General features: G+C 67.5%; 21 protein-coding genes. 15 read left to right on the plus strand and 6 right to left on the minus strand.

Going from position 1 to position 24,980, the window contains the following annotated elements; genetic code table 11:
* The first annotated feature begins 126 nt into the window (after window positions 1-126).
* From ACZ9YD_RS08980 to ACZ9YD_RS08995, 4 genes are read left to right on the plus strand one after another with little or no spacing between them, the layout of a single operon-like run.
* The gene (locus ACZ9YD_RS08980) at window positions 127-1,581 is read left to right on the plus strand and encodes a hypothetical protein (protein WP_465074820.1); all 1,455 of its coding nucleotides are present in this window, start codon (window positions 127-129) and stop codon (window positions 1,579-1,581) included.
* Window positions 1,578-2,300 (plus strand): hypothetical protein, encoded by a 723-nt coding sequence (locus tag ACZ9YD_RS08985; protein ID WP_465074821.1) that lies wholly within the window; start codon window positions 1,578-1,580, stop codon window positions 2,298-2,300. The genes ACZ9YD_RS08980 and ACZ9YD_RS08985 overlap by 4 nt, the downstream gene beginning before the upstream one ends.
* On the plus strand, window positions 2,293-5,103 hold the full coding sequence (locus tag ACZ9YD_RS08990; protein WP_465074822.1) for an AAA family ATPase: 2,811 nt from the start codon (window positions 2,293-2,295) through the stop codon (window positions 5,101-5,103). The genes ACZ9YD_RS08985 and ACZ9YD_RS08990 overlap by 8 nt, the downstream gene beginning before the upstream one ends.
* A gap of 15 nt (window positions 5,104-5,118) precedes the next feature.
* Window positions 5,119-5,412, plus strand: a complete 294-nt coding sequence (locus ACZ9YD_RS08995) for a hypothetical protein (RefSeq protein WP_465074823.1) — start codon at window positions 5,119-5,121, stop codon at window positions 5,410-5,412.
* A 54-nt stretch (window positions 5,413-5,466) separates the two neighbouring features.
* Here the strand turns inward: ACZ9YD_RS08995 and ACZ9YD_RS09000 are convergent, their stop codons facing one another.
* Window positions 5,467-6,492, minus strand: a complete 1,026-nt coding sequence (locus ACZ9YD_RS09000) for a zinc-binding alcohol dehydrogenase family protein (RefSeq protein WP_465074824.1) — start codon at window positions 6,490-6,492, stop codon at window positions 5,467-5,469.
* Between the two features lie 106 nt (window positions 6,493-6,598).
* On the opposite strand from ACZ9YD_RS09000, the gene ACZ9YD_RS09005 reads away from it, so the two are divergent.
* From ACZ9YD_RS09005 to ACZ9YD_RS09020, 4 genes are all read left to right on the plus strand, one after another.
* Window positions 6,599-7,516, plus strand: a complete 918-nt coding sequence (locus tag ACZ9YD_RS09005) for a LysR family transcriptional regulator (RefSeq protein ID WP_465074825.1) — start codon at window positions 6,599-6,601, stop codon at window positions 7,514-7,516.
* A 302-nt stretch (window positions 7,517-7,818) separates the two neighbouring features.
* Window positions 7,819-8,892, plus strand: coding sequence for an OmpA family protein (locus ACZ9YD_RS09010; RefSeq protein ID WP_465074826.1), 1,074 nt, complete (start codon window positions 7,819-7,821; stop codon window positions 8,890-8,892).
* Window positions 8,893-9,135: 243 nt separating this feature from the next.
* The gene (locus ACZ9YD_RS09015; protein ID WP_465074827.1) at window positions 9,136-9,636 is read left to right on the plus strand and encodes a hypothetical protein; all 501 of its coding nucleotides are present in this window, start codon (window positions 9,136-9,138) and stop codon (window positions 9,634-9,636) included.
* A 58-nt stretch (window positions 9,637-9,694) separates the two neighbouring features.
* Window positions 9,695-10,465 carry a pseudouridine synthase gene (locus ACZ9YD_RS09020; RefSeq protein ID WP_465074829.1) on the plus strand — a complete coding sequence of 257 codons (771 nt, stop codon included), beginning with the start codon at window positions 9,695-9,697 and terminating at the stop codon, window positions 10,463-10,465.
* Here ACZ9YD_RS09020 and ACZ9YD_RS09025 read toward each other — a convergent pair.
* From ACZ9YD_RS09025 to tdh, 4 genes are all read right to left on the minus strand, one after another.
* Window positions 10,425-10,820, minus strand: a complete 396-nt coding sequence (locus ACZ9YD_RS09025) for an HNH endonuclease (protein WP_465074831.1) — start codon at window positions 10,818-10,820, stop codon at window positions 10,425-10,427. The two genes, ACZ9YD_RS09020 and ACZ9YD_RS09025, sit on opposite strands and share 41 nt — an antisense overlap.
* Window positions 10,821-10,965: 145 nt before the next feature.
* Window positions 10,966-12,159 (minus strand): glycine C-acetyltransferase, encoded by a 1,194-nt coding sequence (kbl, locus tag ACZ9YD_RS09030; protein ID WP_465074832.1) that lies wholly within the window; start codon window positions 12,157-12,159, stop codon window positions 10,966-10,968.
* A 31-nt stretch (window positions 12,160-12,190) separates the two neighbouring features.
* Entirely contained in the window at window positions 12,191-13,099 is a 909-nt protein-coding gene (locus ACZ9YD_RS09035) for a hypothetical protein (protein WP_465074834.1), read from the minus strand.
* Window positions 13,100-13,311: 212 nt separating this feature from the next.
* Window positions 13,312-14,346: an L-threonine 3-dehydrogenase gene (gene tdh / locus ACZ9YD_RS09040; RefSeq protein WP_465074836.1), complete on the minus strand. Its 1,035-nt coding sequence runs from the start codon at window positions 14,344-14,346 to the stop codon at window positions 13,312-13,314.
* 237 nt (window positions 14,347-14,583) lie between these two features.
* Between tdh and ACZ9YD_RS09045 the strand changes: the two genes are divergently transcribed.
* The 6 genes from ACZ9YD_RS09045 to ACZ9YD_RS09070 all read left to right on the plus strand — a co-directional run bounded on the left by ACZ9YD_RS09045 (window position 14,584) and on the right by ACZ9YD_RS09070 (window position 22,166).
* Window positions 14,584-16,671 carry a S46 family peptidase gene (locus ACZ9YD_RS09045; protein WP_465074844.1) on the plus strand — a complete coding sequence of 696 codons (2,088 nt, stop codon included), beginning with the start codon at window positions 14,584-14,586 and terminating at the stop codon, window positions 16,669-16,671.
* Window positions 16,672-16,808: 137 nt separating this feature from the next.
* Entirely contained in the window at window positions 16,809-17,453 is a 645-nt protein-coding gene (locus tag ACZ9YD_RS09050) for a histidine phosphatase family protein (protein ID WP_465074837.1), read from the plus strand.
* Window positions 17,450-18,724, plus strand: coding sequence for a bifunctional tetrahydrofolate synthase/dihydrofolate synthase (gene folC / locus ACZ9YD_RS09055; RefSeq protein WP_465074838.1), 1,275 nt, complete (start codon window positions 17,450-17,452; stop codon window positions 18,722-18,724). Before ACZ9YD_RS09050 ends, folC begins: the two co-directional genes overlap by 4 nt.
* Window positions 18,725-18,780: 56 nt before the next feature.
* Window positions 18,781-19,797, plus strand: a complete 1,017-nt coding sequence (locus ACZ9YD_RS09060) for an SPOR domain-containing protein (RefSeq protein WP_465074839.1) — start codon at window positions 18,781-18,783, stop codon at window positions 19,795-19,797.
* Window positions 19,798-19,872: 75 nt separating this feature from the next.
* Window positions 19,873-21,339: an amidophosphoribosyltransferase gene (gene purF, locus ACZ9YD_RS09065; RefSeq protein ID WP_465074840.1), complete on the plus strand. Its 1,467-nt coding sequence runs from the start codon at window positions 19,873-19,875 to the stop codon at window positions 21,337-21,339.
* Window positions 21,336-22,166 (plus strand): ferritin-like domain-containing protein, encoded by an 831-nt coding sequence (locus ACZ9YD_RS09070; protein WP_465074841.1) that lies wholly within the window; start codon window positions 21,336-21,338, stop codon window positions 22,164-22,166. The genes purF and ACZ9YD_RS09070 overlap by 4 nt, the downstream gene beginning before the upstream one ends.
* 90 nt (window positions 22,167-22,256) lie before the next feature.
* On the opposite strand, the gene lpxH is transcribed toward ACZ9YD_RS09070, so the two are convergent.
* Complete coding sequence (lpxH, locus tag ACZ9YD_RS09075) at window positions 22,257-23,003, minus strand: UDP-2,3-diacylglucosamine diphosphatase (RefSeq protein WP_465074842.1); 747 nt, start codon at window positions 23,001-23,003, stop codon at window positions 22,257-22,259.
* Window positions 23,004-23,083: 80 nt separating this feature from the next.
* Here lpxH and gltX point away from each other — a divergent pair, with 80 nt between their 5' ends.
* Window positions 23,084-24,496: a glutamate--tRNA ligase gene (gene gltX / locus ACZ9YD_RS09080; RefSeq protein ID WP_465074843.1), complete on the plus strand. Its 1,413-nt coding sequence runs from the start codon at window positions 23,084-23,086 to the stop codon at window positions 24,494-24,496.
* Window positions 24,497-24,980: the final 484 nt, after the last annotated feature.

A 24,980-nucleotide genomic window follows, 5' to 3' on the forward strand; every position in this document is an offset into this window, starting at 1 on the left:
GATCAGGATACGCGTGCGTATGGATCGCCCAGCGTGCCGGGAAAGCCACGTCCGGGCAAGCGCGGCGGACGCAAGCGGCCACGCGCGGGCTGTCAAGAGTTGCCAGTGCCGGGCCGCGCCCTGAACATGTCGCGCCCCGCACCAGGGACGGCTGCCATCCAACCTTTCCAGGATTACCTGCGCGACGGCATCGTCGCCGCCGATCTGCCGGACCTGCATCCGCTGCTGGCGGCGCGCGAACAGCTGCGTGCGTTCTCGACGCTGTTTCATGGCGGCGAGGAGATCGTGATGGTGCGCCTGCTGGTGCTGCGCGCGATCGGCGAACGCGGCGACGCGCCGGACTGGTCGCCACAGGAACTGCGCGAGCACTTCGCCTGGCTCGATCCGATCAAGTTCGACACGGTGATCGGCCGCCTTCGCGACAACGGCCTGCTGGCCTGGGACGCGCACAGCCAGCGTTACCGCATCAGCCCAGTGGGCCGGCAGGCGCTGTCGGCGCTGGGCCTGTTGGTGCAGTTCAATGCCGAGGGCGACGAACTGGCCTATGTCACTGCGCAGCTCGCCGCCGGCCAGGCGGTCGGCAAGGTCGGCGCCGCGGACCTGCAGCATTTGCTATCGCGGCTCAACGAACTACGCGAGGACTTCGACCAGGCCGTGCTCAGCGGTTCGGAGCACCGCATCCGCCAGGCCGCGGACACGTTGCAGTCGGTCTGGCACTGGGTGGAGAAGGGTACCGAGCTGATCCGCGCGATCGCGGCGGACGACGATCTGGATGTCGCCACGCATCGCGTCGCGCAGCAGATCGGCCGCGCGCAGAGCGCGATGCTGCGCCAGGCGTCGGTGTTCCAGCGCGCCTTGAACCAGCTCGACCGGCATCGCGTGCATCTGGGCGCGAGCGGCTTGTCGTCGTCGGACGTCAACCGCTTCCTGCGCGCCTGCGATCCGGCCGCGCTCGCCGACATGGCCAACGACGCGCTGACCATCGCGCCGCAGCCGGCGTTCGTGCTGGGGCCGATCGCGCTGGACGTCGCCGAGTACGAACTCGTCGAGCGCGAGCGCGAAGCGGCCGCCGATGCCGGCCTGCCGCCGCCGCGCGATGCGCCCGAAGACCTGCAGGCACCGGTCGCCGCCGACGACTATGCACACGCCGCGCAATGGCTCGACCAGCTGAGCGCGCTGGATGTGGCCGCGCCACTCGGCGACTGGGTGCCGCAGGACAGTTTCGCGGTGAGTGCGTATCGCCTGTCGCTGCTGGGCCTGATCGGCGATGCCGGCGCGGAGCACCGCAGCGGCGTCAGCGCGCGGCTCGCGCAGTTGCCGATGCAGTGGCGCGTCGACGCCGCCTTTGATCGTATCGACCGCGCCGGTGTCGCACTGATGAGCCGTGGTCGCCTGCTCCCCGTGGGCGTCGACGACGAAGCCCAGCCCGGAATCGAGATGCCCGACATGACCGCGCACGGCATCACCGACGACGGCAACGAGGCCGCCGCCGCGCCTGCACCGCGCCGTCGACGCGCCGCCCCGCCTTCCGTGGAGACCGGCACGCCGCCGACACCCGCACGACGCAAGAAGACCGCATGACCGACTCCACCGCTTCCCTGATCGCGCGGCTGCTCGCCGAGCGCTGGCTGCCGCGCGAAGACCGCGCCGTGCGCCAGATGCTGGTCGATGCCGAGCTGCGCGAGGACATCGACCGCCGCCTCGCTGCCGCCGGCCTGCGCCTGCTCGAACATCCCTACGCGGCGCACGTCGCGATCGGCATCGCGCGCCAGCACGAGGCCGACGTGTTCGGCCACGGCGATGCCTGGGCCGCGAGCAATCTGCAGCTCAGCCGCGATGCGCTCGCGCTGCTGGTGGTGTTGTGGTCGCTGCTGGTGCTGCCCAAGCGCCAGCGGCAGATCGCGCGCCAGCAGACCGATCTGTCGCAGGACCAGGAGCAGATGTTCGCCGAACTCAAGCCGGTGCCGGTCGGCGCCGAAGTCGTCGAGCCGGTCAACGAGCGCACGCTGCTCGCGGACTTCGGCGCGCAGCTCGGCGGCAAGGGCCGCATCCACATGAATCTCGGCACGCTGCAGCGGCAGGGATTCATCGCGCGGCGCAAGGAGCGGATCCACGAAGGCCCGCTGCTCGACCTCGCGTTCGACTACGAGCGCATCGCGAGTCGCGTGATGGACGGCGCGCTGGCGCACGTGATCGCCGAGAGTCGCGTCGGTCGAGGGCTGGACGTGGAAGACGCCGATGGACTGGACGACATGACCCACGACACCGGAACGACCGGAGAGGCGCAGGCCGATGTTTGAATTCCGCAGTCTCGAAGTCGTGCACTGGGATTACTGGCAGCGTTATTCGCTGCCGCTGGATGCCTCCATCATCACCGTCGTCGGACCGAACGGTTCGGGCAAGACCACGCTGCTCGACGCGCTGCGCACGCTGTTGGCCATCGATGATCGCGACATGGCGCGCGACTACAAGACCTATCTGCGCCACAACGGCAAGCCGTTCGCGTGGCTGCGCGCGGTGGTGAGCAATCCGGTCGATCGACGTGGCCGCCGCGCGTTCTTCCCGTGCATGGACGAGCAGGTGACGATCGCCTGCCGCGTGCGCAAGCGCGGCGGCGACTGGACACGCGATTACCAGATCGTCGCCGGCGACGTGCCGGTCGAAGCGCTCGACGCTGGCGGTGAGTGGTTGGGCGTGCGCGATTACCGTGTGCGCCTCGCCGGCGCCGGCCTGAGCCGCGCGATCTGTCGCGTGCTGACGCTGGAGCAGGGCGCCACCGACAAGCTGTGCCAGCTGTCGCCACGCGAACTGCTGCAACTCGTCTTCGACGTGTTCGAGGACAAGGCGGTGATGGACGACTACCAGCGCGCCCGCGCCGAGCAGTTCGACATCGACAAGGAAATCGCCGAACTGCAGCAGGGACTCGCCGAGCTGCACATGCGGCTCGAATCGTCGCGCGCCGATGTGCGGTCCTACGAGGACGGCATGGCGCTGCGCAACCAGCGGCAGATTCTGGAAGCGGAAATCGCGCCGAAAGTCGAACTGGCCGACCTGCGCGCGACCATCGATGGCGCGAAGCCGCGACTCACCGGCCTGCGTCGTGGCCTGCGCGAACGCAGCCAGGCGCACGACGCACTGCAGGCCGAGGACACGGCGTCGATCGACGCACGCGCTGGCCTGCAGCAGTCGATCGCCGATGCCCGCGCGGCGTTGAAGTCGGCCGAGACGCGGTTCACCGGCGCGCGCGACCAGACGCGTGACGCCGAGCAGCTGGTGCGGCGCCACGATGAACTCGCGCGTCTCCAGGCCGAACGCGGCGGCGCGGATGTCGATGCGCTCAGCCGCGAGGTCGAGCAGGGCCGTCGTCGTCAGGCCGAACTGCGCCTCGAGGCCGAGCGCGACCGCGCGCGGGGTGGCGAGGTCGCTGCCCAGGTGGCCGCGCTGCGCGGCGGCGGCCGCGTCGTCGAACCCTTCGAGCGCGAGTTCCGTGCCGCGCTGGATCGTGCCGACATCGGCCATGCGGTGCTCACCGAACTGGTCGAGATCGCCGATCCGCAATGGGCGGTCGCGCTTGAGGCGGTCCTTGCGCCGTACCGGCATCTGCTGGTACTCGACGCGGCGAAGGATGCGCGCCAGGCCTGGCAACTCGGCGAGCGCCTGCAGTACCGGCATTTCGTCGTCGCCGAACGCGCGCCGGCCGGTCCGGCGACGCGTGGCTCGCTGCTCGAGGTCGTGCGTTTCAATGCCGATCCGCCGGCGTGGCTGCCGCGCCAGCTCGATCGCGTGCAGCGCGTCGCCGATGTCGAAGCCGGCCAGCGCCTGCCCAAGGGCCAGGACTGGATCACCGCGCAGGGCTATCTGCGCGAGCACCGCGGCGGTCGCCATATCGGCGGCGGCCAGCATCACTTCGGTACCGGTGCACGCGAGGCGCGGCTCGCGTCGCTGCATGCCGAAGCCATCGCGTTGCAGGAGCGCGCACAGGCACGCGAAGACGCGCTGACCACACTGGGTCGTGAGGTCGATACGGCGCAATCGCGCTTGCTCGGTCTCGATGCCGGCCAGGAACTGGTGACGCGCGCGGCCGAATTCGCCGATGCGCAGTCGCGCCTGCCGGCGCTGGCCGAGGCCGCGCAGGCTGCCGCCGAATCGCTGACCGACGCGCGCGCTGTGCTGGATGCCTGCGAGCGGCTCGACAAGGACGGCAGCATTGCCGCCGCCACGCGCGCGGGCGAACTGCGCACGCTGGCGCAGGAACTGCGCGACCGCGGCAGCCAGATCGCGCAGGAGCGCGTGGCGCTGGTGCAGCGTCTGGTCGATTTCCGCAAGCGGCGTGCGCGCATGCCGGCTGCATGGCGCACGCGCGACGCGTTGCGCGAGGCGCGCGATGCGTATGAGAGCGCAGGCGCGGTGCGGCGCGAACTCGAACGCATCGACGAGCGGCTCGCACGCGGCAGCTTTGTCGAGGACGCCGCCTGCGTGGCGATGCGCGACAAGTTCGCTGCCGATCACGAGTCACTCGAAGCGGCGATCGGCAAGCGCGAGGCGCATCTGCACCGCGCGCGCCGTCTCACCGAGGACGCGCGTGGCGCCTACATCAACGTGCTGCGCGCGACCGTACGCCGCTACCGCAAGAACCTCACCGCGCTCGGTGAACTCGCCGGCATCGGTGTCGATGTCGGCATGCCGGAACTGGCGAACGAGGATGTCGCGCTGGCGCAGGCCGGGCTCACCGTGCGGTTCGATTTCGACCGCAAGGGCTGGATCGGCCTCGACGACGGCGAGGCGTCCGGCGGCCAGCAGGTGATGAAATCGCTGCTGCTGCTGGTCGCACTGCTGCGCGACGAGGACCAGCCGGGCGGCTTCGTCTTCATCGACGAACCGTTCGCACATCTCGACGTCGCCAACATCGAGAAGGTCGGCCGCTTCCTGCGCAGCACGGATGCGCAGTACATCCTGACCACGCCGATTACCCACAACCTCAACGTGTTCGAGCCATCGGATCTGGTGCTGGCGACCAGCAAGCGGCGCGCGGGCAGCGCGTGGGCGGAGCCGGTCGCAGTGCTCAAGCGCGACCGGACGGATTCGGTGCACGCCGCGGCGTGATCGCGGCCGCAGTGCATGCGCGAAAGCGTCGCCACGACGGTGACGCACGTACTGCGCCGTTCAATGCGTTGGCGTGACCTGCGCCGGCCAACGTCCGGCGCGCTGCACGCCAGCGTGCGCCAGCCAACGTTGCTGCCCAGCCGCCCGCCGATCGTCAGCGCCAGCGTCTCGACGCGCGTCCTCGCGATCCGGATGGGCACGCCCATACCGATCAGCGGCGTCGCCCGTCCGAACGCGTTCGACGCGCACGGGATGTGCTGCGTGCAGCCGATGTTCCGGAGGCGCCTACACAGAAACGTCCGACCCTGAGGGGGCCGGACGCGTGGTCCCAAACGACAGTGCGGGACGCTCAGGCCCTACGGGTCATGCCCACCCGGCGACCACCACCTTGCCGATCGTGCTGCCGGATTCGACGCGGCGATGCGCTTCGCGCAGCGTTGCTGCATTGATCGGCGACAGCATGTCCGACAGCGTGCCGCGCAGCGCACCGGTATCGATCAGCTCCGCGACCCGCGCGAGGATCTTGCCCTGCTCGCCCATATCGGCGGTGCGGAAGCGCGGGCGCGCGAACATCATTTCCCAATGGATGCCGATGCTCTTGGCCTTGTAGGGATCGCCAATCTTCAGCGCACCGGCGGGCTCGACGATCAGGCCGACGTGGCCGAGCGGCGCGAGCAGTTCGCCCAGAACCGTCCAGTAGCGATCGGTGTCGGCGAGGTTGAGTGCGGCATCGACGGTCTCGAAGCCGAGCGCCTGGAGTTGCGGCGCGAGATCCTCGCGATGATCGATCACATGGTCAGCGCCCATGATCCGGCACCACGCGATGGTTTCCATGCGCGACGCGGTCGCGATCACGGTGAAGCCGGCCCGCTTCGCGAGCTGGATCGCGATTGATCCGACACCGCCGGCGCCGGCGATCACCAGCAGGGTCTTGCCGGCGCCGGCGCCGCCGCCGTCGATGTCGAAGGGCATGCGCTGGAACAGCAGCTCCCACGCGGTGATCGCAGTCAGGGGCAGAGCGGCAGCCTGGGCGAAGTCGAGCGAGTTCGGCTTTTTCGCGGCGATGCGCGCGTCGACAAGCTGGAACTCTGCGTTGCTGCCCGGACGGGTGATGTCACCCGCGTAGTAGACCGCGTCGCCGACGTCGAAGCCGGTGACCTCGCTGCCGATGGCGTCGATCACGCCGGCGGCGTCGTATCCGAGGACCTTCGGATTCGCTTCGGTCTGCGGCTTCGGCGCGCGTACTTTGGTATCGACGGGATTGACCGACACCGCCTTGATGCGCACACGCAGATCGTGCGGTCCGGGTTCGGGCAGGTCGAGTTCGACATCCTGCAGCGATTGCGGGTCGTCGATCGGGAGGTAGCGGGTCAGGGCGACGGCTTTCATGGGAAGTCCTTGGGGAGGTGATGCGACCTCCGCATTGTCGACCTCTCGCGTTCCGGTCGAACAGCGATAGGATCGCCAATCACCTTCAAGGGATTCTTTCGAATCGATGGACCGGATCGGCGACATCGCCCTGTTCCTGCGTGTGCTCGACACCGGCTCGATCAGTGCCGCCGCGCGCAGCCTGGATCTGTCGCCCGCATTGGCGAGCCAGCACCTGAAACGGCTGGAGGACGCCTTGGGCGTGCGGCTGCTGCATCGGACCACGCGGCGCTTGCATCCCACGCCTGAAGGCCTTCGGCTGGCGGGCGAGGGACGTGCACTGGTCGAAGCCCTCGACGGCCTCGCCGGCAGCCTGCGCGAGAGCGGCGGGCAGGCGGTCGGCGGGACGTTGCGGGTGACGATGTCCGCTTCGTTCGGCCGCCAGCACATTTCGCCACGCCTGCCGCGCTTTCTCGGCGCGCATCCGGGCCTGCAGCTCAGCGTGCACATGAGCGACCAGCAGGTCGATTTGGTCCGGGAAGGGTTCGATCTAGCGATCCGGATCGGCGATCTCGACGATTCGCAACTCGTCGGGCGGCAGATTGCGGCCAATCCGCGCGTACTCGTCGCCTCGCCTGATTACCTGGCGCGCCGCGGCATGCCGGCCAGTCCCGACGATCTCGACGCGCACGACTGCCTGATTCTCGTAGGGAGCCGCGGGCGGCAGGATCGCTGGCAGCTGGTCGACGGCGCCGGCGTCGATTCGACCATCACCGTGAACGGGCCGCTGGAAAGCAATCTCGGTGAAGTGCTGCGTGACGCGGCGCTGGAAGGGGCGGGTGTCGCGATGCATGCGCTGTGGCATGTGGCGGGCGATCTGCAGGCCGGTCGCCTCGTACGGGTGCTGCCTCGATATGCGCCGCCGGAGACCGGAATCCATGCGGTCATGCCCGACCGTATCTTCGTGCCGCCACGCACGCGTGCATTCGTTGCGTTTCTGCAGTCCGAGTTCGGATCCGATCCGAGTTGGCACGGGGTCGGCTGATATGAGAAGAAATGCGTGAAAGCTGGCAAACGTCAATTCCAGATCAAGCGCCAGTTAAGAAGGGCGAATGTTCTTGACGCCACGCGCACATCCCCTTCACGACAATCTCGCCGCGTTGAGGTTCCTGACCAAACCAAAGCCTGGATGAATACTCGGCATGGCGATCTAGGAAGCTTTCAACCGTTATGTTAGTGTTAACAACGTCTTCACGCTGCTGACTTTAGGCTATGTGCAAGGCGTTTGCGTTTGACGCCTCAATCGATGCCACGACGCATTCCCCCTTTTCTAGGAGCTGAACAAACATGAACAAGAAACTCCTCTGCGCCGCGCTGCTCGGCGGTCTTGGTCTGGCGGGTCACGCCAGCGCCCAGGAGTTCGACGACCGTTGGTACCTCACCGGTTCGACGGGCTTCAACTTCCAGGCAGAAGATCGCCGCACCGACGACACCCCGTTCGTCACGCTGGGCATGGGTAAGTTCATCAGCCCCAACTGGTCGGTCGACGGTGAGCTGAACTACCAGAACCCGGGCTTCGACAGCTCGGTCGAAGGTGCGAACAACGACCTGAACTGGAGCCAGTACGGCGTCTCGGTTGATTTCCGCTACCACTTCATCTCCGAAGGCCGTGGCTGGAACCCGTACCTGCTGGCCGGCGTTGGCTACCAGCGTTCGGAAGAAGAGTTCGACGCGTTCCCGAGCCCGGATTCGCCCGGCGAGCGTAAGGACGGTAACTTCGCAGCCAAGGTCGGTGCTGGTCTGCAGACCACCTTCGACAAGCGCGTCGCCGTGCGTGCCGAAATCGCGTACCGCGCTGATTTCGACGACAGCAGCGTCGCTGCGAACGGTTCGCGTGATTGGGCGGGCTACCCGCACAATGCTGAAGAAAGCTACTTCGGCGACGTGATGGCTTCGGTCGGCGTTGTGATTCCGCTCGGCCCGCCGCCGGCTCCCCCGGCTCCGCCGGCTCCGCCGCCGCCGCCGCCGGCTCCGGCCCCGGCTCCGGCTCCGCCGGCTCCGATCACCATCGATCTGAATGGCGTCAACTTCGACTTCGACCGTGCGACGCTGCGTCCTGACGCAGTGGCAATCCTCAACGAAGCCGTCGAGATCCTGAAGCGTTACCCGGAGCTGCGCGTTGAAGTCGCCGGTCACACCGACTCGGTCGGTACCGATGCCTACAACCAGCGTCTGTCCGAGCGTCGCGCCAAGGCGGTCTATGACCACCTCGCCAGCAACGGCATCATGTCCGACCGCCTTGTGGGTCCGACCGGTTACGGTGAAAGCCGCCCGATCGCGCCGAACACCAATGCTGATGGTTCGGACAACCCGGAAGGCCGTGCGCGCAACCGCCGCACCGAGCTGAACGTTCAGAACTAAGAACGTCCGGTTGTAACACCAGAAAGCCCGGCCTCGTGCCGGGCTTTCTGTTTGTGGGGTTCCAGAGTGTCTTGCGAGCGATGATCGATGCGAGCGCGGGACATTTCCGCATTGGCCGGCCGCGGTCCGGAGAGAGGCGTCGATCCGGCAGTCGCGTGAATGCGCGGGTGCACATTTTTCCCTTGTATGGCGTGTACTTGCCGCCTACACTTCAGGCCAATTCGACCTCGGGGATTGTCTCTCATGCGTGCCTTGTTCCTATTGCCTCTGCTGGCACTGCCACTCGCCGGCCATGCCGCCGATTGCAGCACTCTCGACACCCGGACCGCACGTCCGGTGCAGGCGACGGTGCTCGAGCCGGTCTCTCCGGAGCTTGCCGCGCCCACGTACCGTCTCGGCACCAGCGCCGTACTGGCACGTGCCTATGACGAGGCGCAGTCCGCCGAGCAGGTCGTGCTGCGGCTCGAGATCGAGAAGTGCCAGAACGTTGCGATGGCGGTACCGGCTGCAGGTGCTGTCAGCGCCAACGATCCTGCGGCCTACGTCAAGCAGACCGAGTTCGACAACACCCCCTATCGCTTCAATATGACCCAGGGCGGCAAGCGCATGACGGCCGACGATTTCGACGCGTGGATCAAGGCCAACGGTTACACGGTCGGCAGCCGACGCGCCGATCCGAACGCACCGGCGGCGCCGGCTGCAGCGGAAACCGCGCCTCCCGGCGAGACGCCGCCCGTCGAATGATCGCTGCGCGTCTCTGCATCGCCTGCATGACGACGGCCCGCGCAAGCGGGCCGTTCGCATGTCGAGGTCCTGCGTCTTGAAGCGTGTTGCACGTCCGCCGCGTTACGGGCTGGCGCGCGTGCTGTCCAAGCGTGGGCTGTGTTCGCGCAGCGAAGCCGAGCGGCGCGTGCGCGAGGGACGCGTGCGGGTCGGCGGAACGATCGTCCGCGATCCGGAATTTCCGGTTGCACTCGACGCCTCGGACATCGTGCTCGACGGCGATGCGGCGCACGCAAGCGCACATCACTATCTGGTGCTCAACAAGCCGCGTGGACTGGTGACGACCGCGCGCGATGAGCATGGCCGTGACACGGTCTATCGCTGTTTCGATGGCGCGGATCTCGGCTGGATCGCCCCGGTCGGTCGGCTCGACAAGGCCAGCGAAGGTCTCCTCTTGTTCACCAGCGATCCCGCCTGGGCCGCGCGTGTCACCGACCCGGCGCAGGGGCCGCAGAAGACCTATCACGTGCAGGTCGATGGGCTGCCGGACGCCGTGTTGCTCGAAGCGCTGGTGCAAGGCGTCGACGACGCGGATGAACGCTTGCAAGCTGCAGCCACGCGCCTGTTGCGTCATGGCGCGCGCAATGCGTGGCTTGAGATCGTCCTCGACGAGGGCCGCAACCGGCAGATCCGCAGATTGCTCGCTGCACATGATCTCGGCGTCCTGCGACTGGTGCGGGTCGCGATCGGCACACTCGTGCTGGGCGATCTCGCCAAGGGCGCATGGCGCCTGCTCTCGTCGGACGAGGTCAGCGCGTTGGCGCCGCCTTCGGATCCCACCATCGGCTGAGGCGCGTCGCGAGTAAGGCTTCAACCACTTCGCGCGCGCGCATATCGCCGGGACCCCGTGCGTCGTGGCCCTTGCCCTCGTCGTGGTTGCAGCGTGCGCAGGCCAGCGCGAGGTTGCGCGGATCATTGGCGTCGCCGCCGACCCGGGCTGTCAATGCGGCGGCCGCGCGTCGACCGAACCAGGCCTGCGGTACCACGTGTTCCAGTGTGGCGAGCCCAAGCGGCTCGCCATCGTCGCGGACCTGCAACGCGCTGCGGCAATGCAGGCAACGCGTCGACCAGATGCCGCCGTCGAGCTCAGCGGCGGCATCGGTCTGCGCTGCGATCAGCAGACGCCATCGCAGCGCCGCGCGCATGGCTCAGAACCTGTTCAACGCACGTCGCGAGCGCACCCAGGTGGCGCGTGCTGGAGCGTCGAAAACGCAACGTACGGCAAAGTACAGGCGCACTTGGAGCACCGCACGCGCAGATGGCAAGCGCAGCAGGACGTTGAGCACGTTCTCAGGCCTTCAGCACGCCCAGCTCCTGACCGATGCGGGTAAACGCATCGATCGCGCGGTCCAGGTGTTCGCGCGTGTGCGCTGCGCTGATCTGGGTTCGGATGCGCGCCTGCTCTTTCGCGACGACCGGGAAGAAGAAACCGATCGCGTAGATGCCTTCTTCGAGCAACCGTTCCGCGAAACGCTGCGCGAGCTTGGCGTCGTAGAGCATCACCGGACTGATCGGATGCACGCCGGGGCGCACGTCGAAGCCGGCGGCGGTCATCTTCTCGCGGAAGTAGCGGGTGTTCTCGACCAGCTGCGTGCGCAGGTCTCCGGCGGCGTCGAGCATCTCGAAGGCCTTGATGCCGGCCGCGACGACGTGCGGCGGCAGCGAGTTCGAGAACAGATACGGGCGCGAACGCTGGCGCAGCAATTCGATGACTTCGCGCTTGGCCGTGGTGAAACCGCCGAGCGCGCCGCCCATCGCCTTGCCGAGCGTGCCGGTGACGATGTCGATCTTCTCCAGCACGCCTTTCACTTCCGCCGAGCCGCGGCCGGTCTCGCCGAGAAAGCCGGTGGCGTGGCATTCGTCGATATGCACCAGGGAGTCGTACTTTTGCGCCAGTGCGGTGATCTCGTCGAGCGGCGCGATGAAGCCGTCCATCGAGAACACGCCGTCGGTCGAGATCAGGATCGTACGTGCGCCGTCGGTCCGGGCCTGCTGCAACTGCTTTTCCAGATCCGCCATGTCGCAATTGGCGTAGCGGTAGCGCTTGGCCTTGCACAGGCGGATGCCGTCGATGATCGAGGCGTGGTTGAGCGCGTCGGAGATGATCGCGTCTTCTTCGCCGAGCAGCGGCTCATACAGGCCGCCATTCGCGTCGAAGCAGGCGGCGTAGAGGATCGTGTCCTCCTTGCCGAAGAAGTCAGCGATGGTCTTCTCGAGCTGCTTGTGCAGATCCTGCGTGCCGCAGATGAAGCGCACCGACGCCATGCCGAAGCCGTGTGTATCGAGCGCATTCTTCGCGACGGCGATGATGTCCGGATGGTCGGCCAGGCCCAAGTAATTGTTGGCGCAGAAGTTCAGCACCGTGCGGCCGTCTTCGAGCGTGATTTCCGCCGACTGCGGGCCGGTGATCACGCGTTCGGCCTTGAACAGACCCGCGTCGCGGATCTCGTCGAGGGTGTCGGCGTAGCGCTGGGTGTTGGACATGTCGGGCGCCTTCTGATTCGGGCCCGTGATTCTACTTGGCGCGTCTGGCGGCTGCGTTGCGAAGCTGCTCGAGCCATGCAGTCCAGGCTGTCTCGAGCGCGTCCATGCTGGCAGGCAGGCGGTGGCCCTCGCCCTCACGTGCGAGCCAGTCCTCGAACGTGGCGCCATCGGCGATAGCGGTGCTGATTGGCGCGAGTATCCGCGTGTCGCCGCTGGTTTCGGTGAGGAAATAGCCCAGCAGCAGTGACTGGCCGTAGAACGTATCGAGACCGGGAAAGTCTTCACTTCCGCCGACCGTCACCATCTGTACGCCCGATGTGGACTTCGGTCCGCGCGCAAGTGCGCTTGCCAGTGCCGTCGAACGGACTGGATGTTCCGACGCAACGAACTCTGCCAACGACGGTGTCGATCGCGGATTGCGCTTGGCAACGTCTAGGAACATTGCGGCGTATTTCGCCTGGCTTTCAGGCCCTTCCATCAGGATGGCGGACGCTTCGTCCAGCCAGTCGGGTGCCGGGCTGCCGTACCGCGCATCGCGCGTGCCGGTCGCGTTCGGCCAGTACAGCGCGGCATACATCGCGTGGCCCACTTCGTGCCGCAGCGTGCTCTCGTCCTGTGTAGCCGCGCCTGCGAGCGCACGCTGGATCTGCGCACGTTCCAGGCCGGACTGGCGCAAGGCGCGTTCGGTCATGGCGCGGTTGGCGCTTGCCGGCAACCAGACCTGCGCGAATTCCAGTCCGTGCGTTTGTGCGAATTCGCGGGCGACCAGCGGGTCGAACGTCGCGCTCAACACGAGTGCGCCGGTCGGCGCGCGTCCGAAGTAGCCTGCGAAGCGCTGGGCGGCGTCGCTCAGTGCCCGCGCTGCGCCGCTGGCTTCTTCTTCGCTGTCGGCGTAGGCCAGACCATGCGGCGTCGCGATGCAGACGGGGGCGGGAGGCACGTCCACGTCCGGGCAGGTGGGATCGCTTGCGGCGATATCCGTTGTGGCCAACAGGCAAGCGGACAGCAGACAAGAAGTGGCGATACGCATTTGAACCATCCCTGGTAGAGGGCGCGGCTCGGCACCCTATGGGTCGGCGCCCAACACACGTGTCAGAGCGCCGTTTGCTGGTCCATCAGCTGGCGTTGCGCCAGCCGACAGACCACCCGGCATCAACGCCAGTCAAGAACCACCTTGCCCGACTTGCCCGATTCCATCAGGTCGAAACCCTTCTGGAATTCGTCGGCCGGCAGCTGGTGGCTGAGCACCTTGCCGAGCGGGAAACCCGACAGCACGAGCTGGGTCATCTTGTACCAGGTCTCGTACATCTTCCGGCCGTAGATGCCCTGCACGGTGAGGCCCTTGAAAATGATGCGGTCCCAGTCGATGCCGGCGCCCTTGGGCAGCAGGCCGAGCAGCGCGACCTTGCCACCGTGGTACATGCAGTCGAGCATGTCGTTGAACGCGTGCGGGTTGCCGCTCATTTCAAGACCCACGTCGAAGCCCTCCATGTGGAGGTCCTTCATGACCTCCTTGAGCGAGGTGTTCGACACATTGACCACGCGCGTGGCGCCCATGTCGGCGGCGAGCTTCAGGCGGAAATCGTTGACGTCGGTGACCACCACGTTGCGCGCGCCGATGTGCTTGCAGATGCCCGCGGCCATCACGCCGATCGGGCCGGCGCCGGTGATCAGCACGTCCTCGCCGACCACGTCGAACTCCAGCGCGCAATGCGCGGCATTGCCGTAGGGATCGAAGAACGCGGCCAGCTCGCTCGGAATCTGGTCGGGGATCGGCCACAGGTTGGTCGCCGGCATCACCACGTATTCGGCGAAGGCGCCGTTGCGGGTGACGCCGATGCCGACGGTGTTCGGACACAGGTGCGGCTTGCCGGCGCGGCAGTTGCGGCAGTGGCCGCAGACCAGATGGCCTTCGGCCGACACGCGCTGACCGACGGTGTAACCGGTGACCGCCGAGCCCAGCTCGACGATGCGGCCGACGAACTCGTGGCCGATGACCAGGCCCGGCGTGATCGTGCGCTGGCTCCACTCGTCCCACAGATAGATGTGCAGGTCGGTGCCGCAGATTGCGGCCTTCTCGACGCGGATCAGGACGTCGTTGGGGCCGGGCGCCGGCACCGGCACTTCGGCCATCCAGATGCCTTTTGTCGCTTCGCGCTTGACCAGCGCCTTCATTGTCTGGGCCATTGTGTCGTGTCTGCAGATGCCGGAAAGAGCCCGCGATTATACGGCGCGGGTCCGTCACGGCCGTGCTGCACCCGCACGTCGGCCAGCCGGCGTTGGCCTGCGCCGGGCGAGCGGGTTGGCTAGACTTGGCCCCCCGTCACGATCCACAGGACCACCATGCGCCATCCGTTACTGGCCGCGACGCTGCTGGGCGTCTTCTTCAGTTGCAGTGCGCCAGGGGTGGTGGCGGGCGAGGGCATGTGGGTGCCGCAACAGTTGCCCGACATCGCGCCGGCGCTGCGCAAGGCCGGATTGAAGCTGGATCCGAACCGCCTGGCCGATCTGACCGGCGACCCGCTGGGCGCCGTGGTCTCGCTCGGCGGCTGTACCGCGAGTTTCGTCTCGCCGCAGGGTCTGGTGCTGACCAACCACCACTGCGCCTACGGCGCGATCCAGCTGAATTCGACCCCCGAGAACAACCTGATGCGGGACGGCTTCAATGCCGCGGCGATCGGTGACGAGATCTCAGCCGGCCCGAACGCGCGCATCTACGCGCTCGACAGCATCCAGGACGTGACCGCCGAAGTCCGCGCCGCGATCGACGCCGCCCCCGACGGCCTGGCCCGCACGACTGCACTCGACACGATCGAGAAGACCCTCGTCGCGCGCTGCGAGGCCGATGCCGCGTATCGCTGCCGCCTGTACAGCTTCCTCGGCGGCAACAGCTACCGGCTGTTCCGCAACCTCGAAATCCGCGACGTGCGCCTGGTCTATGCGCCGGCGGGCGGCATCGGCAGCTTCGGCGGCGATGTCGACAACTGGATGTGGCCGCGCCACACCGGCGATTTTGCGTTCTATCGCGCCTACGTCGGCCGCGACGGCCGCCCGGCCGAGTACGCCGAGGACAACATTCCCTACACCCCGCAGCGCTTCCTGCGCCTGGCGGACAAGCCGCTGCGCGAGAACGATTTCGTCATGGTCGCCGGCTATCCGGGCCGCACCAGCCGATACGCCTTCGCCGACGAATTCTCCGAAACCGTCGCCTGGCGATATCCGCAAATCGGTCGCCATTACCGCGCTCTGATCGATCTGGTCGAGGCGCGAGGCAAGGCAGATCCCGAGATCGACGTGCGCTATGCCAGCGCGGTGCGTGGCTGGCAGAACACGTTGAAGAACTACGAAGGCCAGTTGCAGGGCTTCGAGCGCATCGGCGCGCTGGCGCGCAAGCAGTCCGAGGAAGCGGCGGTGCTCGAGTGGCTGCGCAGCCGCGGCGGTGATGGCGCGGCCGCGCTCGATGCGCACGCGAAGATCGTCGCCCTCGATGCACAGGCCAAGGCCACGCGCGAGCGTGATCTGGTGCTGTCGCTGCTCGACAACAGCGGCCTGCTGTCGACCGCGAATCGTCTGTACCGGCTGTCGATGGAGAAGGAAAAGCCCGATGCGATGCGCGAGCAGGGCTACCAGCAGCGCGACCAGCCGGCGATCGAGGGCGGCCTGAAGCAGATGGACCGCCGCTTCGTACCGGCGATGGACCGCGAGCTCACGCGCTACGCGCTGCTGCAGTACATCCAGCTGCCGCCGGAGCAGCGCATCCAGGCGATCGACACCTGGCTGGGCGGCAACGACGCGGCGGCGATCGATCGCGCGCTGGATCGTCTGCAGCGCAGCACGCTGGCCAACAGCGACGAACGCCTGAAGTGGTTCGCTGCCGATCGCCACGAATTCCTGCGCAGTCGCGATCCGGCGTTGATGTACGCCGCGGCGGTGACGCCGGAACTGCTGCAGATCGAACTCGCGTCCAAGGCCCGTGCCGGCGATCTGCTGCAGCTGCGCCCGACGTATCTGCAGGCTGTCGCCGATTACCGCGCGAGCCGCAAGGAAGCGGTGTATCCGGACGCGAATTCCTCGCTGCGGATCACCTTCGGCAACGTCGTGGGCTACACCAATCTCGCCGGCGCGCAGCAGACGCCGTTCACGCGTCTGGAAGAGATTCCGCCCAAGGCCACCGGCACCGAACCGTTCGACGCACCCAAGGCCCAGCTCGACGCGATCGCCGCGCGTCGCGACGGAGGCCTGGCCGATCGTCGCCTGCGCAGCGTGCCGGTCAACTTCCTGTCCGATCTTGATGTCACTGGCGGCAATTCCGGCTCGCCGGTGCTCGATGCGGACGGTCGCCTGACCGGCCTGCTGTTCGACATGACCTGGGAGGCAGTCGTGTCGAACTGGGTCTTCGATCCGGCGATGACGCGCACGATTTCGGTCGACCAGCGCTACATCCGCTGGATCATGCAGGAAGTTGATCCGGCGCCGCGTCTGTTGCAGGAAATGGGCGCGTCTGCGCGTTGATTCATGTCTGCGCGCCCGGGCCATGTGCCGGGCGCGCGATGCATTCCGCGGTCCGGATCCCGGGCGCTTCGGTGGTGCCCCTCCCGTAAACTATCGCGCCGGCAGCGCCGGACGCCCCCCACTTGAGGAACCGCGCGATGAGAATCCTGCTCGCCCGCCACGGCGAAACGCCGTGGAATGCCGAAGGCCGCTATCAGGGACAGGAAGACATTCCGCTGTCGGACACCGGTGAGCGTCAGGCCACGCTGCTGGGCGCGCGTCTGGCCGATGTCCGCATCGATCGCGCGGTCGCGTCTCCGCTGTCGCGCGCTGATCGCACCGCACGTCTCGCACTCGGTGCGACGCGGGCGTCCACGCTGGCGACCGACCCGGGCCTCGCCGAGATCGCCCACGGCACCTGGGAAGGCCTGCTGGCCAGCGAGATCCGCGCGCGCGATCCCGAGCGCCTGGCTGCATGGCGCGATGCGCCCGATACCGTCCAGATGCCCGGCGGGGAATCGCTGCATCAGGTCTTCGACCGCGCCTGGCCCGCATTCGCGCGTGCCGTCGACGGCCTCGGGCCGGACGACACCGCGCTGATCGTCGCCCACGACGCCGTCAACCGCGTGATCCTGTGCCGCGTGCTCGGCATTCCGCTGTCGCGCCTGTGGACGTTCCGCCAGGCGCCGACGACGTTGAACCTGCTCGAAGGCCCCGACGTCGATCATCTCGACGTCGTGCGCCTCAACGACTGCGCACACCACACCGCGTTCTTCGGCGAGGCGGTCCACCGCGCGCTATGAGTGAGCCCCGTTCGCTGGTCGACTGGCTGTCGGTGATCGAAGCGCGCCACCCGACCGAAATCGAGATGGGCCTCGACCGCGTTGGCGCGGTCTACGCGCGTCTGGACTGCGGACGGCCTGCGGTGCAGGTGATCACGGTCGCCGGCACCAACGGCAAAGGCTCGACGGTCGCCTTCGTTGAATCGATTGCGCGCGCGGCGGGCTGGCGCGTCGGCGCGTATTCCTCGCCGCATCTGCTCGCTTACAACGAGCGCGTGCGCATCGATGGACGTGATGCCGACGATGCCGCGCTGGTGGAGGCGTTCGAGGCGGTCGAGGCCGCGCGTGGCAACACGACGCTGACCTACTTCGAGACCGGCACGCTGGCGGCGCTGTGGCTGTTCGCGCGTGCGGCGCTGGATCTGGCCGTGCTCGAGGTCGGACTCGGCGGCCGGCTCGATGCGGTCAACATCGTCGAGCCCGACGTCGCGGTGATCACCACGGTCGGTCTCGATCACCAGGACTGGCTCGGCAACGACGTCGAGACGATCGGGTTGGAAAAAGCCGGCATCGCGCGCGCGTGGAAGCCGCTGATCGTCGGCGATACCGATCCGCCGGCGAGCGTGTTGCGCCATGCTTACCGCATCGGCGCGGTCGCGGTCCGGGGTGGCAGCGATTTCCTGTACGCGCCGACGGGCGCCGGCACCTGGACCTGGCGCGAGGTCGGCTTCGAAGTCGAGCTGCCGATGCCGACGCTGGCCGCGCCGGTACAGTTACGCAATGCGGCGGTCGCGATCGCCGCGATCCGCGCGCTGGATCGCGATCTCGACGATGCCGCGCTCGCCGCCGGAATCGCTGGCGCCACGGTGGCCGGCCGCCTGCAGCGCTTCGAGCAAGACGGCGTGGACGTCGTCGTCGACGTCGCGCACAACCCGCAGGCGGCGCAGGCGCTGGCCGACTGGCTGATCGCGGCGCCGGCGGCCGGGCGCACGGTCGCGGTGTACGCCGCGCTTGCGGACAAGGATGCGCCGGGCGTGGTCGGCGCGCTGGCGCCCTCGATTGCGCACTGGCATCTGGCCGGATCGACGGTCGCCAGTGCGCGCGGCCAGGACGCCGCCACGTTGCGCGCACGCCTGTCCGAGGTGCTGAAGGAGAACGTCACCGGTCATGTCGACGTCGCCACGGCGCTGTCTGCTGCGCTCGCCGAGGCCGCGCCCGGCGACCGCGTGATGGTGTTCGGCACGTTCCACGCGGCGGCGGCCGCTCTGCAGGCGTTGCAGGGCAGGCGTTAAGAAGCAGGGCGGGACGGCGCGTATAATTCGCGCGGCAACCCGTGTCCGGATCCCGCATGTCGCCTGCATTGAAACAACGCCTGATCGGCGCCGCCGTGCTGATCGCGCTCGCGGTCATTTTCCTGCCGATGCTGATCAAGGGCCCCGCGCCTGCGAGCGGCCTGCCGGACATGTCCCTCGACGTGCCCGACGCGCCGACCGGTGACTACAAGACCGTCGATCTGCCGCTGATCGCGCCGCCACCGGCGCGCGAGGGTGGCGCACTCGCCGGCGCCCCGTTGTCGGAAGCCGCGCCTGCAGCGCCGGCGGCCACACGTCCCGACGGCAGCGCGCTGCCGACCGTCGACACCTCCGAACAGGACAACCCCCTACCCGCAACCGTCGCAGGCGGCGGTTACGCCGTGCATTACGCCGCGTTCGCCAGTGAAGCCGATGCCGAGGCGATCCTGCGCCAGTTGGGCGAGTCCGGACTGCGCGGTTATCGCGAGAGCTTCGCCCTCAACGGCAAGCCCGCCCAGCGTGTGCGCCTGGGGCCGTATGCGAACCGCGCCGATGCCGAGATCGTCCGCGTGCGCGCGGCGCAGGTCCGCGACGACGTGACGCCGCGCGTGGTCGCGCTCGACGCGGGCGTCCGTCCGGACGTGGCCCGCCCGGAAACGCCGACGCCAGCTCCTGCGCCTGCGTCGCGCCCGACCGCGGCCCAGACGCCTGCGACACCGACCACCGAACAACTGCCCGAAGACGCACCGCCCGCCCGCACGCCGCCGGCGCAGGCACCGCCGCCTGCCGCCACGCCTGCGCCGCCATCGACTCCTTCGGCAGCGGCGCCGACGTCCGGCACCGGCTTCATCGTCCAGGTGGGCGCTTTCAGTAACGCGGTGGATGCCAACGCGATGCGCGACCGTCTGCGCGGCGCCGGCATCACCGCGTTCACCGATTCGGTCGACACCGACAAGGGCCGCCTGACCCGGGTCAAGGCCGGCCCCGTCGCGTCGCGCGGCGAAGCAGACCAGCTCAAGACGCGCGTCCGCAGCGCGGTGGGCGTCGACGGTCTGGTCCGTTCGCACCCCTGACCGGCGCCGTAAGAAAGCCGTCCCACACTTCATACCGGTGCGTCCGCGCGCCTCAAGCAGAACTGGAAATCGAACATGTGCGGGATCGTCGGGATTGTCGGAACCTCTGAAGTCGCAGCCGCGTTGTACGACGGCCTGACGGTGCTGCAGCACCGCGGTCAGGATGCGGCCGGCATCGCCGTCTCCAGCGGTACGGTGATGCGCGTGCACAAGGGCAATGGCCTGGTGCGTGACGTGTTCGACACCAAGGCAATGGATCTGCTGCAGGGCCGAGTGGGCATCGCGCACTGCCGCTATCCCACCGCCGGCAGCGAGGGTCACGACGAGGCGCAGCCGTTCTACGTCAACTCGCCCTACGGCATCGCGCTCGCCCACAACGGCAACCTGGTCAATACCGACCAGCTGCGCCAGCAGGTGTTCGAGACCGACCGCCGCAACGTCAATACCGATTCGGATTCCGAAGTACTGCTCAATGTGTTCGCACACGAGCTGGACCGCGAGAAGGCGTTGACCCCCGAAGCTGCGTTCCGCGCCGTCGAAGGCGTCAACCGCCGCGCCAAGGGCGGTTACGCCGTGGTCGCGACGGTGCTGGGTCTAGGCCTGATCGCGTTCCGCGATCCGCACGGCATCCGCCCACTGGTACTGGGCAAGCGCGAGACTGCCGAGGGCACCGAGTACGCGGTGGCGTCGGAATCGGTCGCGCTCGATATCCTGGGTTTCGAACACCTGCGTGACGTCGAGCCGGGCGAGGGCATCGTGATCACGCCGCGCGGCGAACTGCATCACCGCCAGTGCGCGCCGCAGCAGCCGCACGCACCGTGCATCTTCGAATACGTGTATTTCGCGCGCCCCGACTCGATGATCGAGAACATCTCGGTGCACAAGGCGCGCATGCGCATGGGCGTGACATTGGGCGAGAAGATCCTGCGCCTGCGGCCCGACCATGACATCGACACGGTGATCCCGATTCCGGACACCTCGCGCGACTCTGCTCTGGAACTCGCCAACGTGCTCGGCGTGAAGTACCGCGAGGGCTTCATCAAGAACCGTTACGTCGGCCGCACCTTCATCATGCCGGGGCAGGGCGAACGTGCGAAGTCGGTCAAGCGCAAGCTCAACCCGATTCCGCTGGAATTCCGCAATCGCGTGGTGCTGCTGGTCGATGACTCGATCGTGCGCGGCACCACGTCCAAGCAGATCGTGCAGATGGCGCGCGACGCCGGTGCCAAGAAGGTGTATCTCGCGTCTGCTGCGCCGCCGGTGCGCCATCCCAACATCTACGGCATCGATATGCCGTCGGTCGACGAACTGGTCGCGCACAATCGCACCGAGCAGGAGGTCGAGGCATTCCTGGGTTGCGACTGGCTGATCTATCAGGATCTGGCCGATCTCGAGACGGCGGTGGCCGGGCCCAAGTTTCCCGAGCGTCGCTTCGACAGTTCCTGTTTCAGCGGCGAATACGTGACCGGTATCGAAGCGGGCTACTTCGAGCGTCTGCAGCAGACACGCAACGACGACGCCAAGAAAAAGCGCCGCGCGTGAGCGCAGGCGTGGCGGCGGACGCTTCGGATCTGTTCGCGGCCGCGCGCCATTGTCTCGACGCGCGCGATCCTGATGACAAGGTCGCGCTGACCGGCGCCTACGCACGCCGGTTCCGCGAAGGCGCCTTGCCGCTCGATACCCACGCAGCTGCGCCCGCGCCGATCGGCATGCCCGGTCGACCCGATCGCCCGAAGCTCGTGCATCCGCGCGAGCTGCCGCGTCGCGGCCTGGGTAGCGATGAAGGCCGCGCGGCCTTCATCCATGCGATCGCGCATATCGAACTCAATGCGATCGATCTCGGTTGGGATGCGGTCTATCGCTTCCGGGATCTGCCCGCCGACTACTACGCCGACTGGGTGTCGGTCGCCGCTGACGAGGCGCGGCATTTCGTGCTGCTGCGCGACCGGCTGCGCGCACTCGGCTTCGATTACGGCGATTTCGACGCGCACAACGGCCTGTGGGAAATGTGCGAGAAGACCGCGCATGACGGTATGGCACGCATGGCGCTGGTGCCGCGCGTGCTCGAGGCGCGTGGCCTTGACGTGACGCCGGGGATGATCGTGAAGCTGCGCTCGCTCGGCGATCACGAGACCGTCGCCGTACTCGAAGTGATCCTGCGCGAGGAAGTCGCGCACGTCGCCGCCGGCAGTCGCTGGTTCCGGTGGTTCTGCGAGCGTCGCGGCGTGCAGCCGGAATCGACGTTTCGCGATCTGCTGTCCGACTACGCGCGCGCCGTGCTGCGTGGTCCGTTCAATATCGACGCACGCGCCGCAGCGGGTTTCAGCGCAGAAGAACTGGCGGCGCTGCAGGCCCTCGCCGAACGCTAGCGCTTCGTGTGGGAGCGCGCTTGCGCGCGAAGGGCTGTTCCGGCCATCCCATCGCGCGCAAGCGCGCTCCCACAGTGGATTTTCTGCGAATTACGGCGCGCGGGACAGCGCCGACAATTCCAGCCTTCCGTCCGCATACGCACGCAACACCGATCCCTGTTCGAACCAGTCGCCGAGCACGATGCGGCGGCAGTCGCGGCTGGCCACCTTCGGGTCGTGGATTGCCGGGCGATGCGTGTGGCCGTGGATCATCGTGTCGACGCCGTAGCGCGTGAACCAGTCCTCGACCGTCGCCGGCGCCACATCGGTGACGGTTTCCATCGTGCCGTCGCCGCGCAAGCTCGCGGCGCGCGCCTGACTGGCCTCGCGTGCGTGCTGGGCGAATGCAAGTCGCGCAGGCAGCGGCTGCGCCAGCATCTGCGCCTGCCATGCCGGACTGCGCACCTGGCTGCGCACCGCCTGGTATTCGATATCGCCGGTGCACAACAGATCGCCGTGGGTCAGCAGCACCGGGCGGCCGTAGAGATCGATCACGGCGGGGTCGGGCAGCAATGTCATGCCGGCGCGACGTGCGTAGTCATGACCGACCAGGAAATCCCGATTGCCGTGCATGAACGCGACCGGCACGCCGGCGTTCGACAACGCGGCCAGACGTTCGGCGACCTGCGCGCCGGCGTCGGACGGATCGTCATCGCCGACCCACGATTCGAACAGATCACCGAGCACGTACAGCGCATCCGCGCTGCGGGCTTCGCCGTCCAGGAACGCGAGGAACAGCGCGGTGATCTCCGGACGCGCCGGATCCAGATGCAGGTCGGAGATGAAAAGCGTCGTCATGGCGCCATTGTAATCCGGCCGCCGGGGTCGGCTGGACGCGCCGGTTAGAATGCGCGCTGTCCCCACGCCGAGTCCCGCGCATGTCCTGCCGCACCCGTTTCGCCCCCAGTCCCACCGGCTACCTGCACATCGGCGGCGCGCGCACGGCGCTGTACTGCTGGCTGGAGGCGCGGCGTCGCGGCGGCGAGTTCGTGCTGCGCATCGAGGACACCGACCGCGAGCGCAGCACCCAGTCCGCGATCGACGCGATCCTCGAGGCGATGGAGTGGCTGGGCCTGGGCTACGACGAAGGCCCGATCTACCAGACGCACCGCCTGGACCGTTACGCTGAAGTCGCCGAGCAGCTCGTCGCCGACGGCAAGGCCTACTACGCCTACGAGTCGAAGGCCGAGCTCGATGCGATGCGCGAAGCCGCGATGGCCGCGGGCGACAAGCCGCGCTACAACGGCGCGTATCGCGAGCGCAACGAGCCGAAGCGCGACGATCCCAATCGCGTGATCCGCCTGAAGAATCCGCTCGAAGGCACCGTGGTCTGGGAGGACAAGGTCAAGGGCCGCATCGAGATCGCTAACAGCGAACTCGACGATCTGGTGATCTTCCGCCCCGACGGCTACGCGACCTACAACTTCGCCGTCGTCGTCGACGATCTGGACATGGGCATTACCGATGTCGTGCGCGGCGACGACCACGTCAATAACACCCCGCGGCAGATCAACATCTACCGCGCGCTCGGCGCCGACGTGCCGGCGTTCTCGCACCTGCCGATGATCCTCGACGAGCAGGGCGCCAAGTTGTCCAAGCGCACCGGCGCCGCCGACGTCATGCAGTACCGCGATGCGGGCTACCTGCCGCACGCGTTGCTGAACTATCTCGTGCGTCTGGGCTGGTCGCATGGTGATCAGGAAATCTTCTCGATCACCGAGATGCAGCAGCTCTTCGACCTCAAGGACGTCAACGCCAAGGCCGCGCGTCTCGACATGGCCAAGCTCGGCTGGCTCAACCAGCAGTATCTGAAGACCGACGACCCGGCTGCGGTCGCCGCGCATTTGGAATGGCATCTGCGCAATGACGGCTACGACCTGTCGGCAGGCCCGGCGCCGGCCGATGTCGTGATCGCCCTGCGCGATCGCGTGCAGACGCTGAAGGAAATGTCCGAGCGCGCGGCGGTCTGGTATCGCCCCATTGCGGCGTATGACGAGAAGGCAGTCGCCAAGCACCTGAAGGCCGAAACCCGCGCGCCGCTGGCCGATGTCCGCGCGCGTTTCGCCGCGTTGCCGGACTGGAACGTCGAGGCCATCGACGCGGCATTCCGCGAAACCGTCGAGACGCTGGGTCTCGGCATGGGCAAGGTCGCGCAGCCGTTGCGCGTGGCGATCACCGGCACGCAGGTCAGCCCGGATATCGGGCATACGGTGTATCTGGCGGGGCGCGAGGACGCGCTCGCGCGGATCGATGTGGCGATCGGGATGATTCCGGAGGGGGATGCGGCCTGAGGGCTGCTTCGTTCTGGATTCTGTTTCGCCCAGGTCTCCGCTCTTGTCGTAGGCGTCTGATATTCGCTGTCGGTGGTGCGCTGCTTTCCAAGGACTTTGAAGTGGCAGCGTTATGCGCTGACCCGTAGGGCGCCGCACAGAACGTGCGGCGTTTTCCGACCGAGGCAGGATGCCGAGTCGGAAAATCCCTGTGCACACGACGCCGCGGGCTGTGGACGTGTCGGGGAGACGCTTTTCTTTGGTTCGGTTTCTTTGACTCGCATCTTCGATGCTCGCCGCTTCGGGGCCGGCTGCGCCGTTCGCGCTACGCGCGCGGGCGTCAACCAAAAGAAATGAACTCGGCCGCGCTAGCGGGCGAAAGCGTTTGACGTTGCTACAGCGATTTTGCGCTTACCGCGAGAAGCAACATCAAACGCTTCCACTCACCTTGCGGCGAGCGGGTTCATTTCTTTTGCTGGCCCAAAAGAAACGGAACCAAAGAAAA

This window comes from Luteimonas sp. AC640a, assembly GCF_979256585.1.

Coding starts and splice junctions, on each gene's coding strand:
- lpxH (WP_465074842.1), bottom strand. CDS start 23,003: ATGACGACGCTTTTCATCTCCGACCTGCATCTGGATCCGGCGCGTCCG.
- tdh (WP_465074836.1), bottom strand. CDS start 14,346: ATGGCCCAGACAATGAAGGCGCTGGTCAAGCGCGAAGCGACAAAAGGC.
- ACZ9YD_RS09000 (WP_465074824.1), bottom strand. CDS start 6,492: ATGAAAGCCGTCGCCCTGACCCGCTACCTCCCGATCGACGACCCGCAA.
- ACZ9YD_RS09025 (WP_465074831.1), bottom strand. CDS start 10,820: ATGCGCGCGGCGCTGCGATGGCGTCTGCTGATCGCAGCGCAGACCGAT.
- ACZ9YD_RS09020 (WP_465074829.1), top strand. CDS start 9,695: ATGTCGAGGTCCTGCGTCTTGAAGCGTGTTGCACGTCCGCCGCGTTAC.
- ACZ9YD_RS08990 (WP_465074822.1), top strand. CDS start 2,293: ATGTTTGAATTCCGCAGTCTCGAAGTCGTGCACTGGGATTACTGGCAG.
- ACZ9YD_RS09005 (WP_465074825.1), top strand. CDS start 6,599: ATGGACCGGATCGGCGACATCGCCCTGTTCCTGCGTGTGCTCGACACC.
- purF (WP_465074840.1), top strand. CDS start 19,873: ATGTGCGGGATCGTCGGGATTGTCGGAACCTCTGAAGTCGCAGCCGCG.
- ACZ9YD_RS09015 (WP_465074827.1), top strand. CDS start 9,136: ATGCGTGCCTTGTTCCTATTGCCTCTGCTGGCACTGCCACTCGCCGGC.
- ACZ9YD_RS08985 (WP_465074821.1), top strand. CDS start 1,578: ATGACCGACTCCACCGCTTCCCTGATCGCGCGGCTGCTCGCCGAGCGC.
- ACZ9YD_RS09060 (WP_465074839.1), top strand. CDS start 18,781: ATGTCGCCTGCATTGAAACAACGCCTGATCGGCGCCGCCGTGCTGATC.
- gltX (WP_465074843.1), top strand. CDS start 23,084: ATGTCCTGCCGCACCCGTTTCGCCCCCAGTCCCACCGGCTACCTGCAC.
- ACZ9YD_RS09050 (WP_465074837.1), top strand. CDS start 16,809: ATGAGAATCCTGCTCGCCCGCCACGGCGAAACGCCGTGGAATGCCGAA.
- ACZ9YD_RS09010 (WP_465074826.1), top strand. CDS start 7,819: ATGAACAAGAAACTCCTCTGCGCCGCGCTGCTCGGCGGTCTTGGTCTG.
- folC (WP_465074838.1), top strand. CDS start 17,450: ATGAGTGAGCCCCGTTCGCTGGTCGACTGGCTGTCGGTGATCGAAGCG.
- ACZ9YD_RS08980 (WP_465074820.1), top strand. CDS start 127: ATGTCGCGCCCCGCACCAGGGACGGCTGCCATCCAACCTTTCCAGGAT.
- kbl (WP_465074832.1), bottom strand. CDS start 12,159: ATGTCCAACACCCAGCGCTACGCCGACACCCTCGACGAGATCCGCGAC.
- ACZ9YD_RS08995 (WP_465074823.1), top strand. CDS start 5,119: ATGCGCGAAAGCGTCGCCACGACGGTGACGCACGTACTGCGCCGTTCA.
- ACZ9YD_RS09045 (WP_465074844.1), top strand. CDS start 14,584: ATGTGGGTGCCGCAACAGTTGCCCGACATCGCGCCGGCGCTGCGCAAG.